This is a genomic window from Neobacillus sp. S1115, assembly GCF_055385565.1.
On record NZ_AP038275.1, the window covers coordinates 406860 to 423522 of the forward strand.

Below are 16663 nucleotides of genomic sequence, written 5' to 3' on the forward strand. Positions count from 1 at the left end.
GGAAAACATTGAGCGATTTACAGCAGAGAATCGAAAAACATATAGAAGTCTTGAGCCAATTCACTGCCACACCGGGAAAAGGGACGACCCGGCTGACTTATAGCAAAGAGGACTTGCAGGCTCGGAATTATATTAAAGAAATCATGAAGGAATACGGACTAGAGGTTCGCGAAGATGGTTTAGGAAATATTTTTGGCAAACTCGAAGGGACGTTAAAGGATGCACCTAGTGTCCTCGTCGGTTCCCACTTTGATTCCGTACCAAACGGCGGGTCCTACGACGGCCCTGCCGGTGTGGTGGCTGGACTTGAGGTGGCCGGTCTTTTTTCGGAAAATAACCTGACACCCAAATACCCATTGGAAGTGGTCGCCCTGATAGAAGAAGAGGGTTCTAGATTTGGTGGCGGACTGATGGGATCGAGAGGGATAACTGGTTTATTGACAGAGGGAGAATTTTTCAAGATTACCGATAAAGACGGGAAAACCACTGTAGAAGCGATGACGGAAATTGGCCTCGACCCGTCTTTGCCGAAAAAAAGGGATCCAAAAACGCTGAAGGCCTTTTTGGAACTACATATCGAACAGGGGCCAATCCTTGAAGAAAAGGGCATTCCAATTGGCATGGTGGAAGCCATTGTCGGATTAACCCAATTGGAAGTAACGGTTGAAGGTCGTGCAGGGCACGCGGGTACCACTCCAATGAACCGAAGGGCAGACGCCTTAGTAGTTGCTGCACAAATGATTGCTAAATTCCCAGAAATCGCTTGCGAGGAAGGGGATGGAACAGTCATCACCACTGGCCGGCTCAATGTTTGGCCGAATGGTGCAAATGTGATTCCTGATAAAGTAGTTTTTACCGTCGATATCCGATCAGGAAAAGAAGAACGCGTCCTTGATGCGGTCGAAAGGGTAATGGAATGGATAAAATCCTATAATGACCATGGAATCAAGACCACAGTCCAGCAGCAATTGTACATGCCGCCAAAAGTGATGAATCAAGAGATTGTTTCACTTTTAAAACAGAAATGCAGCGAACTGAATCTTTCCTATTGCTCCATCAACAGCGGTGCGGGCCATGACGCGATGGTCCTTTCCGATGTAACCGACGTGGCTATGTTATTTATTCCTAGTAAGGACGGGCTCAGCCATTGTCCGGAAGAGTGGTCCAGCAGTAAGGATATCGCCAATGCAGTTGAGATTCTATACGAAGCAGCAAAAACGTTAACGGAGGCAGAATAGCTATGATTCATGCAAAAATTAAAGAAGCGATTCAAAAATATAACGAAGAATTAGTAGAGTTGCGCAGAAAGTTTCACCGTGAACCGGAATTGTCCTGGGAGGAATATAAGACAACCGCCTTTATTTGCGAGTATCTTGAGAATCTTGGTATTCCGTACCGGAAGACAGAACCGACCGGTGTTATTGCTACAATTGAAGGCGGGAAGCCTGGTAAAACCGTAGGGCTGCGGGGTGATATGGATGCCTTGACGGTAGAAGAATTAAATAAGGAGCTCCCATATGCGTCGCAAGAAGATGGCAAAATGCATGCCTGCGGCCATGATGCTCATACAGCGATGCTGTTGATTGCCGCCAAGGCTTTGAATGAGATTAAAGAAGAACTGCCAGGTAATGTCCGTTTGATTTATCAGCCGGCCGAGGAAGTGGCAACAGGTGCGAAAGGAATGGTGAAGCAAGGGGCGATGAATGGGGTCGATAATGTTTTCGGCATCCATATCTGGTCACAGATGCCAACAGGAAAGGTTTCCTGCAATCCTGGTCCATCCTTTGCGTCCGCAGACCTATTTACCGTCACGTTTAAAGGCAGAGGCGGTCATGGAGCAATTCCACAAGCTTGTATTGATACAGCGGTTGTGGCTTCCTCCTTTGTGATGAATGTGCAATCAGTGGTCTCACGTACCGTCGATCCGCAGCAACCAGCCGTTCTAACAGTTGGGAAAATGGTCGTCGGGACGCGGTTTAACGTGATTGCTGAAAATGCGTACATCGAGGGAACGGTCCGCTGTTTTGACCCGGCAGTAAGAGATCATATTGAAACCCAGTTGAAGCAATATGCGGAGCAGGTAGCTGCCATTTATGGCGCGACGGCAAAAGTTGACTACGTTCACGGCACCCAAGCAGTCAACAACGATGAGTACAGTGCAAAGCTTGTTCAAAAGACCGCTTCCGAAGCGTTTGGCGAGGAGGTCATCTACTTCGAAAAGCCAACCATGGGCGGCGAAGACTTCAGTGAATACATGATGGAGGCCCCTGGCAGCTTTGCTCTTGTAGGCTGCGGCAACCCTGAAAAAGACACACAATGGGCCCACCACCATGGCAAATTCAACATCGACGAAGACGCCCTTGCAACCGGCGCCGAACTCTACGCACAATATGCATGGGCATATTTGAATGAGAAATAGAATAGGTGAATAATAGAACAAAGTGCCTGACACCTTTATTAGTGGGTGCTTGTATGGAAACAGTTTAAAAACCAACATAAAAAAGCTGGATAATCCAATAGGGGTTATCCAGCTTTTTGCATTTTGTCAGCCTCAGGTGGACAATACCCACGCGCGGTACCTGTCACCTTTTTCCTGCAAATACCAAATTAGGGCTTCCCTTTTGGAAAGGGATGGAATATAATCATAGTGTACTATGTATGATAGTACAGTTAATACAGATTGGGGGCACCCAGTTATGTTTGAGCTGGATATGAGGAGCCGTAAGCCAATATATGAACAGCTGGTGGACAAGATGAAGGAACTGATTATGAATGAGCTGCTCAAGCCTGATGAACAGCTTCCATCTGTCCGGCAGCTTGCAACGGAGCTTTCCATTAACCCGAATACGATTCAAAAGGCTTATCGAGAGCTTGAGACGCAGGGGTTTATTTATTCCCTTAAAGGGAAAGGAAGCTTTGTCAATCCAAACCAAAAAGCTATAGACAAGGAGAAAATCACGGAAATGAAGAAGCAACTGGAAAAATTAATCTTAGAGGCTTTGTACCTCGGGATTCCGGCGCAGGAACTGATTTCTCTCATCCAAGACCTTGATGCTTCAAAAGGGGGAGGCTAAAAGTAATGATTGAAATGAAAAACGTAATTAAAAAATTTGATCGACACGTCGCGGTCGAAAACGTCAACCTAACCATTCAAAAAGGTTCAATATATGGATTAATCGGTTCAAACGGGGCAGGTAAGACCACCATCATCAAGCTCCTCGCGGGTATTTACCGGCAGGAGCAAGGGGAAGTCACGATTGACGGGCAGTCCGTTTTTGAAAATATCCACCTCAAAGAAAAAATATTTTACATACCAGACCATCCATACGTTTTCCCACAATACACCACCAAGCAAATGGCCCGCTTTTACAGGAGCTGCTATCCAAGCTGGGATGAGGAACGCTTCAAGAATCTAGCCCAAGCGTTTGAGGTGGATGTAAATAAGAAAATTCAATCCTTTTCCAAAGGCTGGCAGCGTCAGATTGCCTTTATCATGGCTCTGGCGGCAAAACCGGACATTCTCATCCTCGATGAACCAATGGATGGCCTTGATCCGGTTGTTCGCAAAAAGGTGAAGAATCTGCTGATTCAAGATGTGGCAGATAGGGAAATGACGATTCTCGTTTCGTCCCACAACCTTCGGGAAATTGAGGACATTTGCGACCATATCGGCATCCTTCACAAAGGGTCACTTTTAATCGAAAAAGAACTGGATGACCTAAAGTCCAATGTCCACAAAGTCCAAGTTGCATATAAGAATGGCTTGCCGGATAGACTGCTCGATAAACTAAAGCCGCTTCATGCGGAAAAACGGGGAAGTGTCCATTTGCTTATCGTCAGGGGTGAGGAGGCAGCAATAGCAAAACAAATTATCGAGACCCATCCCGTCATTTTTGACCTGCTCCCACTAACACTTGAAGAAATCTTTATTTACGAAATGGGGGATATCGGCTATGCCATCAAAAATGTCGTTGTTTAATAAAGAACTGATGCTGCAAATGGGACGCAGTACAGGCTGGATTTCCGTCATTTACCTGCTTGGTCTGCTGTTTGTGCTCCCGATTCGCATTCTATTAATTCTATATTCAGATTCTGATAATTTTTTATACTATCAGTCTCGTAACAACCTTTTTCAATATGACTACGAGATTCAGGTTTTCCTGATTGCGATTGCCCCTGTCATTTTGGCTGTCTTTTTGTTTCGGTTCCTGCATGTCAAACAAGCAGCGGACCTCATGCATAGTCTTCCGTTAAAGAGGGAGCGAATTTTTCACCATTATGCTCTGACAGGAATGGTGCTGCTCATCCTCCCGGTAGCCATCGTGACAGGAATTGTTTACATCATGCATTTCACCTATGACCTCGGCAGCTTGTTCACGATCCATGATTTACTCTACTGGTCAGGCACGATCATCGTGATTACGCTGCTCCTGTATATAGCAAGCGTATTTGTTGGAATTATGACGGGAATCTCGGTAGTTCAAGCCGTACTGGCGTATGTTTTTCTGTTTTTCCCAATCGGGATTACCGTATTGCTGTCCTATAATTTGAAAATCTTGCTCTACGGATTCCCGGGCGATTTTTTCCTAAACCGCCAGTTGGAAAAATTATCACCGATCACCTTTACGGCTGTTCTTGAAAGCCGAGCTTTTCAATGGAAGGATGCTGAGCTGTATATTGTCCTGACAATTGTCCTGTATGGGCTGTCCCTGTTTTTTTATAAAAAAAGAAATCTGGAGCTTGCCTCTGAAGCGATTGCCTTTCCGAAATTGCGTTCCGTCTTTAAATATGGGACTGCCTTTTGCTTCATGCTTCTGGGCGGGTCGTATTTTAACGATGTTTCCTTTAAAAATCTTGGCTGGACCCTGTTTGGTTATGGAATCGGAGCAGCTATCGGCTACTTTGCGGCGGAGATGGTGCTGCGTAAGACATGGCGGGTTTTCACTCGCATCAAGGGTCTTGTCGTTTATCTAGCTGTTATTGCGTTTCTTGTAGTAGGGGTTCAGGCGCTTGGATTTTATGAAAATAGAATCCCGGAACAAAGTGATATTAAGAATGTCCTGCTGACGGATAATCCGAACTTTTACCTGAGCCATGATGGTTTTTACGGGGATGTCTTTGACCCTAAACCAATGAAGGAAACGGAGAATATCGCCGCCGTCCTGAAGATGCATAAACAAATCTTGGCCAATAAAAAAATCAATGAGCAGGAAAAGAATAAATCCGATAGAGAGTTCTTTATCATGTATGAATTGAAAAACGGGAAAAAGGTCATTCGCCAGTACCGTGTCATGACGCGTCTTTACGAGGATTTATATAAGCCGATTTACGAATCGAAGGAATATAAAATGACTTCAAAAGAGATTTTTATGGTGGATGAAAAGAAAGTGAGTTATCTGCAAATCAGGGCCAATGGGCCGGTGAATAAGTTTGTGACCCTTTCAAAGCCGGAGGATGTAAGGCAGGCGTTGTCGCTATTAAGGGAAGATGTGCTGGCAGAATCCTATAATGATAGTATTTATTATTCGGGCCTTGGATCAACCATTGAAATCAATTTGGGGAATGAACAGTCTGTTATGTTTGAATTTAAGCCGACTTATCGGAAATTTGAGAGTTGGTTGAAGGAAAAGGAAGTGCTCGATCAGGCAAAGGTAACCGCAGAGGATATTTCACATGTCCTGGTGGCAAAGGGTGATTTCTCTTCCATTGAGGACAGCGGGAAATTTTCGACAGATATCGAATCAGCGATAGAACACAGTGGGAACACCTTGAAAATTACCGATAATGGCCAAATTGAACAAGTACTTGAGAAGGCCGGGACAAATCCTCATAGTGAATATGCGGCTATCGTGTATTTTAATGATGGTCATTTTAATGAAGTCACTTATTTTGATGAGGAGCATGTGCCTGAGTTTATTAAAAATCATTTTAAATAAGCGGGAGCGAGAAATGAACGCAGTTAATTTTAATGAGGTTTATTCTAAACACGCAAAACGGCTATATTATATTGCTTATCAGTATACGAGAGACGAGTTTTTGGCAGAGGATATCGTCCAAGAATCCTTTTTAAAGGCGTACCGGAAATTGGACACGGTCGAGGACAATGGCAAGTTAGGAGCATGGCTCTCGGCCATTACCGCGAGAACAGCAATTGACTTCCTTAGGTCAGAGAAAAGGCGCCAATGGACGCCGATGGACTACGCCGAACTGGAACCATTGCAAGGTGTCGGAGCGGGAGCGGGCAGCGGTTCTAGTACAGAGGAGGCGGCTGTCATCCGGCTTTTCCAAGAGGAAATCGGCGGCTCAATAGAGAACCTCTCCAAGGAATTCCAGGAGGTGCTGATACTCAAAATGCAGTACGGACTAAAAGAAACCGAAATCGCTAGCCGCCTCAACCTCAAATCCGCCACTGTCAAAACCCGGCTTTACCGGGCTAGGAAACAGCTGCGGCAGATTTTGGCGGCTGGGTAAGGTGCAGAGAATAGGTTTCAGTTGGGTGTCATGCCCCACGCATGGACAATTGTCCGCGTGGGGCGGACACCCTTTTTTATTTCTACTAAACCAACTGAAAATAAGAAGGTATGGTAGTTATGATGGCTTCATAACGCCCGGGCGAGAAGGAAAAAGGGAGCATCGGTAGTTATGAGAGTTTCATAACGCTCGGACGAGAAGGAAAAAGGGAGCATCGGTAGTTATGATGGCTTCATAACGCCCGGACGAGAAGGAAAAAGGGAGCATCGGTAGTTATGATAGGGCTCATAACGCCCGAGCCAGAAGAAAAGGTGAAGCTTCGGTAGTTATGAGAGCTTTATAACGCCCGGACGAGAAGGAAAAAGGGAGCTTCGGTAGTTATGAGAGGGTTCATAACGCCCGAGCCAGAAGAGAAGGTGAAGCTTCGGTAGTTAAGGGGGCTTCATAACACCCGGACGGGAAGGAAAAAGGAAGCTTCAGTAGTTATAATAGGGCTCATAACGCCCGAGCCAGAAGAGAAGGTGAAGCTTCGGTAGTTAAGGGGGCTTCATAACACCCGGGTAGGAAGAAAAGAGGAAGCTTCAGTAGTTATGAGAGTTTGATAGAGTCCGGCAGCTGTTCAAAGTGCAAAATTCTTCAAATATTTTTTATGAACTAGGCCATTTTCTTATGAGAAAATGAAATCCCCCCCATTAAATGCAAGTTTTGCCCGGTGACATACTTTAAATCGTCACTGGTGAGGCAAACTTGGCCTTGTTGCGAGTACATGGGCATTCAGCTAAAACACCATATGCGGCCGAATCTGCGGGGTTCCCGGCTGCCTATTCCATAAGTAATTCTTATTCTTTTTCATAATAACTGCGAAATTTATTTATCGAGGGGACAGGAATATACTGGTAGTGAAGTGACAAGGGGGTGTCAAGGATGGAATATATCTTGCTTTACATGATTGGAATCTGTGCTACAACGCTTGGGACGCTTGCCGGCGGGGGCGGACTCATCAGCCTCCCTGCCATGTTGATATTAGGGCTGCCAATCCACTCGGCTATTGGTGCGAACAAAGTATCCAACACGGTTAGTTCTTTTTCGAGCTTTTACCATCTTTATAGAAAAAAGGAAATTTCCCTAAAGGAAGCCATCTGGATTATTCCTGTCAGCCTCGGCGGCGGGGTCACCGGCGGCTTCATCGCATCCCATATATCGGGAAAAAATATGTACATCATCGCTATTATTTTGCTTATTTTCGCTTTTATCGCTTCCTTTAAGGGGAAAGGGAATTTCGCCGGCACGGAACCGTTAAAGATGAACAAGGTCAGTGTGCCAGGCTTGTTTGGAATCGGATTGTATGACGGCCTGTTTGGCCCGGGACAAGGAACGCTGATGCTTTATTTGTTCGGCTATTTGAATATTGCCTACCTTCGCGCTGTGGCTTTGGTGCGGATCGCGACTTTTTCCAGCTGCTTTGGCGCTGCCATTTCCTATATCTCAACTGGAAAAATCATTTGGCCGATGACGATTGCGCTGCTGCTTGGTTCCCTTTCCGGAGCGCAAATCGGCGTCCGCATCGCCGAAAAACTAAAACCAAAATATGTGAAACCCATCTTACGAGTAGTGACAATTGGTCTGATTTTCCAAATATTTGTAGATAAAGTTATATGATACATGGGGACGGTTCTCTTGCCTCATTTTTTAAAAAGAGGCAGAAGAACCGTCCCCATGCACTCAAACACAAGCTTCGTATTCTCTCATAATGTTGCTAATAATGGTTTTGACCGGCAGGATTTCTTTGATTTCATGGACTCTTGCACCAGCGAAAACAAGGCCGTTCTCACTATCCCCATTCATGGATGTAATCAACGAATCCAGTGTGCAAAAACGATAAGAACAATTCTTCAGGCAATCAATGCAATGCTTTATTTTCACCTTTTTCTCATCTGAAATGAGTTCGGTAAAATGGTTTTTAATCATACGTCCCTGGAGGCCAACTGTGGTTTTGAGCAAAATCGTATCTTCCTGACGGGCATGAACATATTTTTCCTTAAATGATAACGGTGCATCACACTCTTCGCTGGCTACGAACCTAGTACCCATTTGGACTCCTGATGCTCCCATCTTTAAGGCGCGAGCGAGGTCCGCACCTGTCAAAATGCCACCGGCAGCAATGACAGGAATCTTCACTGCGTCTATTACTTCTGGCAGGATATCGAATAAAGGCCTGTCGGTACCAAGGTGCCCGCCGGCTTCAAAACCCTCAACCACAACAGCGGAAGCCCCAAGGCGTTCAGACATCTTCGCAAGCCTTGCTGTAGAAACAATCGAAATGACGGGAATGCCCGCTTCTTTACCCCAGGCATACATATCCCTTGAAATTCCTGCTCCTGATATGATGAAATCAACCTTTTCTTCAATGGCTGCTTTCATTTTTTCCGCAAAGTCATTCATGGCAAATAGAACATTAACACCAATATAACCAGTGCCCGTTATACTTTCCCTCGCTTTTCTAATATGCAATCTCATTTCCTCGACCGTAATCCCTGTTCCTGAGATAATTCCAATGCCCCCTGCGTTTGCAACTGCTGATGCCAGCTTACTTAAAGAAATTCCTACTCCCATACCGCCTTGCATGATAGGAAATTTGGGCATCATGTGACCTATTTTCAATTGCGGGAAATTCAAGAAAAAACCCCATTTCATTTTTAATTTTGAAGGAATTTACACCTTCTCATTGTAGCAATAGGGTTTCCATAATGCAGTGAGTTAATTAACACCTGGTACTAATGGTTGATAATATTTTTATGGTTTGTCACAGAATGTTCAAATTTACGGACAATCCAACCAGGAATCTTAATGAACTGAATGAGAGACCGACTCCAGATTCTTAACTTTAAGTATGCAGGCCAACGCAAACAGCATACTTACCGCAGCTGCAAAGAATAACATCCTAAATCCAAAGTGGTCAATCAGCAGACCTAAAACTGGCGGGGATACGATGGCAGCAAGGGAGGAAACCAAATAATATAAGCCGGTTCGGGTCCCATTTCTGTGTTCACTCCCCGTTGAAACCACATAAGGATAAGCATTGATATTGATGCAAGCCCAGAACATTCCCCCGGCGACGAGAAAGAACCTCAAGACAAACACAGAGTCTACCCAATTTAAGAAGAGAAAGACAAAGAATAACCCGATGACTCCTATTAAAATCACCTTTTTCTCCCCATATTTAGCGCCAAAAAAACCGCTTGGAATAGAGGACAGGACAAAGCTTAATGAAAAGAATGCTAACGAGAAGGCGGAATCACTTCTCGACAAGCCAAGTTCTTTTACCCCATACAAGGTAAACAACGCCTCCATCCCCTGAATCGCCACAAACCAAAAGAAAATGGCCGCCAGTAAAAAAATCGTCGGTGAGTTCAGTTCGCCTTTGTAATCTATCTTAGAAGCAGTCGACATGGTAACCGGTAAAGAATCACGGTTTTCCTTAATATTTTTAAACAGAACCCATAACGTAACGATTAAAACCATCCCCACCAACAGAAATGGCAAGGATTCATGAACATTAAACAAAAATGCCCCCACACTGAAGGCCAAGATGGCCCCTAGGCCGCCCATGAAATTAATGATCCCGTTCGCCTTGGTACGCTGATATTCTGGTGTAATGTCGGGCATCAGGGCAATGGTGGGTGAGCGGAAAATGGCCATTGATAAGTTCATACCAACCATGAAAAGGATTAACGTGAAAAGATTATGATGGAAAGGAATTAGCGCGATAAAGAGGGCTGCGAGTGGAATGCCGATAAGCAGGTAGGGCATGCGCCTTCCGAAGCGTGTCTCGGTCCGGTCACTGAGGCTGCCTACATAGGGCTGTATAAAAAGGGCGAAATAATTATCAATCGTCATGAGAAAGCCAATTAAAGCCGTGCTTTCCAGATAATCGTTGAGAAAGAAAGGGACAAAGCCGTTATACAAAGACCAGCCGATACTAATGCTGAAAAATCCGAACCCTAACAGCCATGTTTTTCGCAAGAGAAAACCTCCCTCGGCAGCTGATTCTTTTGCCCTATATCGAAAGCGTGCCTCATAAACCTATTCATACGAATGTTATTATCATATGCCGCACCTTCATTCTTTTGCCTGATTTTTTCATAGCTTGATAGGGAAGAGCCCAATAAAAGAAATTTTCCAAAAAGCAATTGACAGATATTAGAAAAGATATTATTATCATTATTGAGAATGATAATAGTAAAAATAGAGGGTTCAAAGGGGAGATTGAAATGGTAAGTACGGCAAAGATTATTGCGATGTTTGTGCCAATTATCTTTTCGTTTGTATTATTTATTGGATTGATTTTGTTTTATAGAAAGAGAACTGGGGTGTCTGCAAAGCCTGTAATTTTAGGGGCAGTTGGTTTTATTGTGTTCACCCAAGTGCTCGAAAAGATTTTGCATGTGGTCGTAATCACAAGCTTCCCAAATTACGCCGACCATCCTTGGGCATGGGGAACATACGGCGCCTTGGCGGCAGGGCTTTTTGAAGAATTAGGTAGATTCATATTATTTACATGGCTTTTGAAAAAATTCCATGACTATAAAGGCGGAATCTCGTTTGCCATTGGCTGGGGTGGGATTGAGGCAATTCTCCTTATGCTGATGGTTTGCGGTCAGGCTTTGGTTTTTTCCTTTATGCTCAATGCCGGAACGTTTGAAAGCTCAATGGCTCAACTGCCAAGCGACCAGTTGGAAACCATTAAAGAGGGGATCCTAAATCAGGGGCCAAGTTATTATTACTTGGCTGCTCTAGAGCGTTTCTTTGCAGTTATCCTACAAATGGCATTAAGTTTACTGGTTTTATTGGGTGTTGCAAAAAAGAAATTTACCTATGTGATTTTGGCTATTCTCATCCATGCAGGAATTGACTTCCCAATCGTATTTGCCCAAGTCGGCCAATTTACGAACCTGTGGATTATCGAAGGATACCTTGCAGTCGTCGCGATTTTTTCCTTTTTGTTTATCAAAAGAGCCAAAACAATGTTTCTTGAGGCCGGAAAATAGAATAATAGAAAATTAGCGACCTGGACCCAGAGCGGCTCAGGTCTTTTTTTGCTAAAAGAAAAGCATAATTTAACTATGCCTCATGAACCGTCCTATCGGACTCGCCAATCGGCGAGTTTTCATTTATTTAAGGAAAAGTTAAGGAAGGGATTTGATAATAGGCTTATCCAAAAATATGTTTCCGGCTGGGGCGCTGCCGGATATGAAAAGGAGTAAGCAAAGATGAAAAAATGGATCCTTATTGCAATTAGTGTGCTGATTGTGGGGTATGTCGGATATCAGTGGTATAACTCTAAAAACGCCACACAAACGGCATCGGCACAAGTCCGGACCGCCACCGTCCAAAAAGGAAAATTAGAAGTAAAAATCAGCGGATCAGGTACGGTCCAGCCGGTGACAAGTACTGATATTAAGTCAAACGAAAACAATAAAATAATCGATGAAGTATTGTGGTCTCCCGGTGAGGAAGTAAAATCAGGTGAAGAATTAATCACCTATACAGATGGAAGCGACCCTGTCACGGCACCTGCAGATGGTATGATCACATCTTTTTCCATTGCAGCAGGTGATCGGGTTACACAAGGACAGGTTGTTGCCCACTTAACGAACTATAAAGACTTACAAACCGTCGTACAGGTCGATGAGCTGGATATAACCAAGATTCAAGTAGGACAAGCGGTAAACATAAAGGTAAATGCGCTGCCTGATCAAACTTTCACAGGAAAAGTATCGGCGGTGGCTAATGAAGGGACATCATCCAATGGGGTGTCCACATTCGATGCCACCATCCATTTTGATCAAATCGATAACCTGAAAGTCGGCATGAGCACAGAGGCAAGTATCCTGACTGCAAGTAAAGAGGATGCCCTCTATGTTCCTCTTGATGCCGTCCATACAGCAAATGGAGAGAAATATGTCATCGTTGCTTCAAACAGCTCTAACGGTCAATCAGAACAAAAAACGGTAAAAACAGGTTTAGCAAATGAAGATTATGTAGAAATCACAGAAGGTGTTTCAGACGGGGATATCCTTCAGTTGCCTCAATTGGCGACAGACAGCTCGTCTACCACCAATACCCGCGGAATGATGCAAGGTGGATTTGGAGCAGGCATGGGCGGCATGGGCGGTTTTAATCGCAGCAACAACGGTGGTGGACAATGGCGGTCCGGCGGAGAAAGGAGCGGGAACTAATGAGTGAGCAAATGGTTCCGTTCCGTAATTTTACGCCTCAGAAGGGAGTAGTCAGTAATGGGTCAACCAATCATTCAAATCAGCAACCTAATGAAAACCTATAAGCTTGGCGGCGAAACAGTTCATGCCTTAAACAATGTATCTATCGAAATTGAAAAAGGGGAATTTCTAGCGATCATTGGCCCGTCAGGTTCGGGAAAGTCAACCTTGATGAACATGATTGGCTGTCTTGACCGTCCCCAGTCCGGAAAGTACTTGTTGGATGGCAAGGACATTGGCAAGATGAATGATAACCAGTTGGCGGTTATCCGCAATCAAAAAATTGGCTTTATTTTTCAAAACTTTAATCTGTTAACAAAATTAACGGCTCTTGAAAATGTCGAACTGCCATTGTTGTATGCAGGTGTTCCGGCAAAGGAACGGAAAGCAAGAGCAATGGAAAGCCTAAGCAAGGTTGGTTTGAAGGAGCGGGCCGGGCACCTGCCTACCCAGCTATCCGGCGGTCAGCAACAGCGGGTTGCAATTGCCAGAGCATTGGCCGGAAATCCTTCCATCCTTCTTGCCGATGAGCCAACTGGTGCCCTTGACAGCAAGACAAGTAAGGAAATTCTTAGCTTAATGAAAGAACTTAACGAATTAGGCCATACCATCATTTTGATTACACACGATTTGGCCATAGCGAAGCAGGCAGGGAGAATGGTCAGCATCCAAGATGGACAGCTTTTGGAAAATGGGGGTGAGCTGATTGGGAATATGGCAATCTATTAAAATGGCACTCCGCAGTATCCAAAGCAATAAGCTCAGATCGGCCCTCACCATGCTGGGGATGATTATCGGGGTATCCTCGGTGATTGTGCTTGTGTCGATTGCCCAAGGTTCGGCCCAGAACGTTACCAGCAGGATTAATCAGCTTGGTACAAACCTGTTAACCATCAATACGTTTGGAACGGATTTAGCTTTAACGGAAGATAAAATCAGTGAACTTAGTAAATTGAATGGTGTCAAAGCCATTTCTCCTGTTGTTTCGGGCCGTGTCAATGTGAAAAAGGATAAAACCGCTTCGCAGGTATCCGTGACGGGGACTAACGCCGCTTATTCGGATGTGCGCGACACAAAGGTTAAGCAAGGACGTTTTATCACCGACCTTGATATTGAATATCGGCAAAAAATTGCTGTGATTGGCTCGGAAACAGCCTCCACCTTTTTTGGAGCGGAAAACCCAGTCGGGCAATACATTCAAATAGAAGGAACTTCTTTTAAAGTTGTCGGGGTGCTCGCATCAAAAGGAAGTTCAATGGGACAGGGCGGCGACAACACCATTATCGTTCCGCTTAGCACTGGTCAGCGCTTAGTGAAAAGCACAACCATTAACCAGGTCTACTTACAAGGAAAAAGCGAGGACCAAATGGATTCGGTCATGAATGAAGTGAAACTGGCGCTTGCTGGCATGTATCCAAACAAAAGCGATTCGTACAGCGTCACTAACCAAAAGGATTTGATGGATACGATGAGCTCCGTAACGAATACGATGACGATGATGTTGGGCGGAATCGCCGGAATTTCTCTGCTTGTTGGCGGGATTGGAATCATGAATATCATGCTCGTCTCGGTTTCAGAACGGACGAAGGAAATCGGGATCCGCAAGGCGATTGGCGCCAAACGGCGAGATGTGCTGCTGCAATTCCTGATTGAGGCGGTTGTATTAAGCGGCGTCGGGGGATTGATTGGGATCCTTGTCGGCGTGGGATTAGGAAAGCTGCTCTCATCGCTGTTTAGTTTAACAGTGTCATTCACCTCTTCGGTGATGATTGGTTCGTTCCTCTTCTCGCTGGTGGTTGGTGTCATCTTCGGGGTGTTCCCGGCCAATAAAGCGTCAAAACTAAACCCTATTCAAGCCTTAAGATACGAATAAAAAGTTTGGATTTAAGCGGCCTTTCTTTTGCGGCCGCTTTGTTTCCTATATAATAATTTTAATAAATATTTTGGGAGCGTTCATTTATGCGTTTATTAGTGGTAGAGGATAATCTCTCCTTGCTGGAATCCATTGTTCAGCTATTATCCGATGAATTTGAAGTGGACCAGGCAGCCAACGGAGAAGATGCCTTGTTTTTAGCGATGCAAAACATTCATGATGCAATTGTATTGGATGTGATGATTCCGGAGATTGACGGTTTTGAAGTCCTCCAAACCATTCGCAGGGAAGGCCTGAAAATTCCGGTTCTTTTTTTAACGGCACGGGACTCCTTGGAGGACCGCGTAAAAGGACTAGACAGCGGCGGGGACGATTATTTAGTGAAGCCGTTCCAAGCAGCGGAATTAAAGGCACGGATCCGTGCGCTATTAAGACGGAGCGGGAGCTTAACGACCAACCAAACCATTCAATACCGGGGAATTGAATTACTGGGCCGGGAACGGGATATTGTGGTGGACGGCAAACCCATTAAGCTCACGGCCAAGCAATACGAGCTGCTTGAATTTCTGATCCAGAACAAGGGAGCGATTTTAACAAAAGAACAAATCTATGACCGTGTCTGGGGGTTTGATTCCGACACCACCATCGCGATAGTCGAGGTATTTATGCATCATCTTCGGAAAAAGTTGGAACCATGCGGCTACCACTCCGATATTAAGACTATTCGCGGTGTCGGCTATATGCTGAACGAGGAATAGGGGCAGTATATGTTCAGGCGCACACATATTAGGCTGACTTTGTTAAATTCGCTGGTTTTCATCGTTTTAATCAGCATTCTTGGAAGCATTATTTATTTTTATACCGATAATCGATTATATCAGGATGTAAACCGGTCGTTAATGGAATCTGTTAATCATTTTCAACAGCAGCCAGGCGTTGACGATGATGATCATGATTCTCCCGGCCCTAGGTTCATGAAACGGGACCCAAGGATCATGACCTTATTGTGGCAGGGCGAAGGTAAACAGCTGATCGGAGAACAAGGCCGTGAAACCGAGTTGTTTTCGGGTAAAGAGGAGCAGATTCGGCCGAAAAAACTAAATTCCTTGCAGGATGTGGTAGCAGGAGGGTTTTCCTACCGATATATCGCTTTTGATGTGAATACTACAGCCGGAAAAATCACCGTGCAATTCATCCGCAACGTCAATTCGGAAAAAGAATTATTAAATAGGCTGTTATTAATTATCTTAATCGGCTGCGGTATTGGTGTCGTTTGCGCGCTGGCTTCCGGGTATTTCCTTGCTGGCAGGGCTCTTGTCCCGATTAAGAAGGCCTGGGATAAACAGCAGGAATTTGTCTCGGATGCCTCTCATGAGCTGCGGACGCCGTTGGCAGTCATCCAGGCTAAAACCGATGTGCTGTTCCGGAATCCAAAGGCTACCATCCAGGATAAAATTCATGATATCTCTACTATTTCGAAGGAATCACGCAGGCTTTCCAAGCTAGTGACCAATTTATTGACGCTGGCAAGATCTGACTCCAATCAACTGGAAATGAAGAAGCAAGAGTTTCAAATCGATGAGCTTTTAAAAGAAATCCTTTTGCAATTTGAAGATATTGCTTTATATCAAGAAAAAACAATACATTTACAGGCACCTGAGCCCGTTGCTTTTTACGGGGATAAGGAAAGGATTCACCAGCTCATTGTTATATTACTGGACAACGCGATGAAGTATACAAATGAAGGCGGGCAGATCAAGCTGTCTTGTCTGCAAAGCCACTCAAGCATTGCGCTTACTGTAAACGACACTGGGATTGGCATTCCGGAGCAGGACATCCCGCGTATATTTGACCGCTTTTTCCAAAGCGATAAAGCTCGGACTTCCGCTGAGGGAACGGGGCTTGGATTATCCATCGCTAAATGGATAATCGACAAGCATCACGGCAAGGTCAAAGTGAGCAGCTCGCTCGGTAAAGGTACATCGATTGAAATTGTTTTTCCAAGAACCCAAAAAAATTAATTTGGGTTCTTTAATTTTTT

General features: G+C 44.8%; 15 protein-coding genes. 13 read left to right on the plus strand and 2 right to left on the minus strand.

Annotation, left to right across the window (positions count from 1 at the left end; translation table 11 throughout):
* The first annotated feature begins 8 nt into the window (after positions 1-8).
* The 7 genes from ACZ5B7_RS02100 (at position 9) to ACZ5B7_RS02130 (ending at position 8130) form a co-directional block, all read left to right on the plus strand.
* Complete coding sequence (locus tag ACZ5B7_RS02100; protein ID WP_464492434.1) at positions 9-1238, plus strand: allantoate amidohydrolase; 1230 nt, start codon at positions 9-11, stop codon at positions 1236-1238.
* A gap of 2 nt (positions 1239-1240) precedes the next feature.
* Positions 1241-2419, plus strand: coding sequence for an amidohydrolase (locus tag ACZ5B7_RS02105; protein ID WP_464492435.1), 1179 nt, complete (start codon positions 1241-1243; stop codon positions 2417-2419).
* 277 nt (positions 2420-2696) lie between these two features.
* Positions 2697-3074, plus strand: coding sequence for a GntR family transcriptional regulator (locus ACZ5B7_RS02110; RefSeq protein ID WP_464492436.1), 378 nt, complete (start codon positions 2697-2699; stop codon positions 3072-3074).
* Positions 3075-3079: 5 nt separating this feature from the next.
* Entirely contained in the window at positions 3080-3979 is a 900-nt protein-coding gene (locus ACZ5B7_RS02115; RefSeq protein WP_464492437.1) for an ABC transporter ATP-binding protein, read from the plus strand.
* Positions 3954-5936: a DUF6449 domain-containing protein gene (locus ACZ5B7_RS02120; protein ID WP_464492438.1), complete on the plus strand. Its 1983-nt coding sequence runs from the start codon at positions 3954-3956 to the stop codon at positions 5934-5936. The genes ACZ5B7_RS02115 and ACZ5B7_RS02120 overlap by 26 nt, the downstream gene beginning before the upstream one ends.
* 13 nt (positions 5937-5949) lie before the next feature.
* Entirely contained in the window at positions 5950-6471 is a 522-nt protein-coding gene (locus ACZ5B7_RS02125; RefSeq protein ID WP_464492439.1) for an RNA polymerase sigma factor, read from the plus strand.
* Positions 6472-7395: 924 nt separating this feature from the next.
* The gene (locus tag ACZ5B7_RS02130) at positions 7396-8130 is read left to right on the plus strand and encodes a sulfite exporter TauE/SafE family protein (RefSeq protein WP_464492440.1); all 735 of its coding nucleotides are present in this window, start codon (positions 7396-7398) and stop codon (positions 8128-8130) included.
* Positions 8131-8193: 63 nt separating this feature from the next.
* On the opposite strand, the gene ACZ5B7_RS02135 is transcribed toward ACZ5B7_RS02130, so the two are convergent.
* Both ACZ5B7_RS02135 and ACZ5B7_RS02140 read right to left on the minus strand, forming a co-directional pair.
* On the minus strand, positions 8194-9165 hold the full coding sequence (locus ACZ5B7_RS02135; protein ID WP_464492441.1) for an NAD(P)H-dependent flavin oxidoreductase: 972 nt from the start codon (positions 9163-9165) through the stop codon (positions 8194-8196).
* Between the two features lie 150 nt (positions 9166-9315).
* Positions 9316-10494, minus strand: coding sequence for an SLC45 family MFS transporter (locus ACZ5B7_RS02140; protein WP_464492442.1), 1179 nt, complete (start codon positions 10492-10494; stop codon positions 9316-9318).
* Positions 10495-10742: 248 nt separating this feature from the next.
* Between ACZ5B7_RS02140 and ACZ5B7_RS02145 the strand changes: the two genes are divergently transcribed.
* The 6 genes from ACZ5B7_RS02145 (at position 10743) to ACZ5B7_RS02170 (ending at position 16643) form a co-directional block, all read left to right on the plus strand.
* A complete protein-coding gene (locus ACZ5B7_RS02145) occupies positions 10743-11519 on the plus strand; it encodes a YhfC family intramembrane metalloprotease (RefSeq protein WP_464492443.1) in 777 nt (258 codons plus the stop codon).
* Positions 11520-11741: 222 nt separating this feature from the next.
* Positions 11742-12710 (plus strand): efflux RND transporter periplasmic adaptor subunit, encoded by a 969-nt coding sequence (locus ACZ5B7_RS02150; RefSeq protein WP_464492444.1) that lies wholly within the window; start codon positions 11742-11744, stop codon positions 12708-12710.
* A 57-nt stretch (positions 12711-12767) separates the two neighbouring features.
* Positions 12768-13478, plus strand: a complete 711-nt coding sequence (locus ACZ5B7_RS02155; RefSeq protein WP_464492445.1) for an ABC transporter ATP-binding protein — start codon at positions 12768-12770, stop codon at positions 13476-13478.
* Positions 13456-14622, plus strand: a complete 1167-nt coding sequence (locus tag ACZ5B7_RS02160; protein ID WP_464492446.1) for an ABC transporter permease — start codon at positions 13456-13458, stop codon at positions 14620-14622. The genes ACZ5B7_RS02155 and ACZ5B7_RS02160 overlap by 23 nt, the downstream gene beginning before the upstream one ends.
* Before the next feature lie 86 nt (positions 14623-14708).
* A complete protein-coding gene (locus tag ACZ5B7_RS02165) occupies positions 14709-15380 on the plus strand; it encodes a response regulator transcription factor (RefSeq protein ID WP_423800560.1) in 672 nt (223 codons plus the stop codon).
* 9 nt (positions 15381-15389) lie between these two features.
* A complete protein-coding gene (locus ACZ5B7_RS02170; RefSeq protein WP_464492447.1) occupies positions 15390-16643 on the plus strand; it encodes a sensor histidine kinase in 1254 nt (417 codons plus the stop codon).
* The last annotated feature ends 20 nt before the right edge of the window (positions 16644-16663 follow it).

Excerpts from the sequence above, each read along its gene's own strand:
- ACZ5B7_RS02105 (WP_464492435.1), top strand. The coding sequence starts at position 1,241 with ATGATTCATGCAAAAATTAAAGAAGCGATTCAAAAATATAACGAAGAA.
- ACZ5B7_RS02110 (WP_464492436.1), top strand. The coding sequence starts at position 2,697 with ATGTTTGAGCTGGATATGAGGAGCCGTAAGCCAATATATGAACAGCTG.
- ACZ5B7_RS02115 (WP_464492437.1), top strand. The coding sequence starts at position 3,080 with ATGATTGAAATGAAAAACGTAATTAAAAAATTTGATCGACACGTCGCG.
- ACZ5B7_RS02120 (WP_464492438.1), top strand. The coding sequence starts at position 3,954 with ATGCCATCAAAAATGTCGTTGTTTAATAAAGAACTGATGCTGCAAATG.
- ACZ5B7_RS02125 (WP_464492439.1), top strand. The coding sequence starts at position 5,950 with ATGAACGCAGTTAATTTTAATGAGGTTTATTCTAAACACGCAAAACGG.
- ACZ5B7_RS02130 (WP_464492440.1), top strand. The coding sequence starts at position 7,396 with ATGGAATATATCTTGCTTTACATGATTGGAATCTGTGCTACAACGCTT.
- ACZ5B7_RS02135 (WP_464492441.1), bottom strand. The coding sequence starts at position 9,165 with ATGAAATGGGGTTTTTTCTTGAATTTCCCGCAATTGAAAATAGGTCAC.
- ACZ5B7_RS02145 (WP_464492443.1), top strand. The coding sequence starts at position 10,743 with ATGGTAAGTACGGCAAAGATTATTGCGATGTTTGTGCCAATTATCTTT.
- ACZ5B7_RS02150 (WP_464492444.1), top strand. The coding sequence starts at position 11,742 with ATGAAAAAATGGATCCTTATTGCAATTAGTGTGCTGATTGTGGGGTAT.
- ACZ5B7_RS02155 (WP_464492445.1), top strand. The coding sequence starts at position 12,768 with ATGGGTCAACCAATCATTCAAATCAGCAACCTAATGAAAACCTATAAG.
- ACZ5B7_RS02165 (WP_423800560.1), top strand. The coding sequence starts at position 14,709 with ATGCGTTTATTAGTGGTAGAGGATAATCTCTCCTTGCTGGAATCCATT.
- ACZ5B7_RS02170 (WP_464492447.1), top strand. The coding sequence starts at position 15,390 with ATGTTCAGGCGCACACATATTAGGCTGACTTTGTTAAATTCGCTGGTT.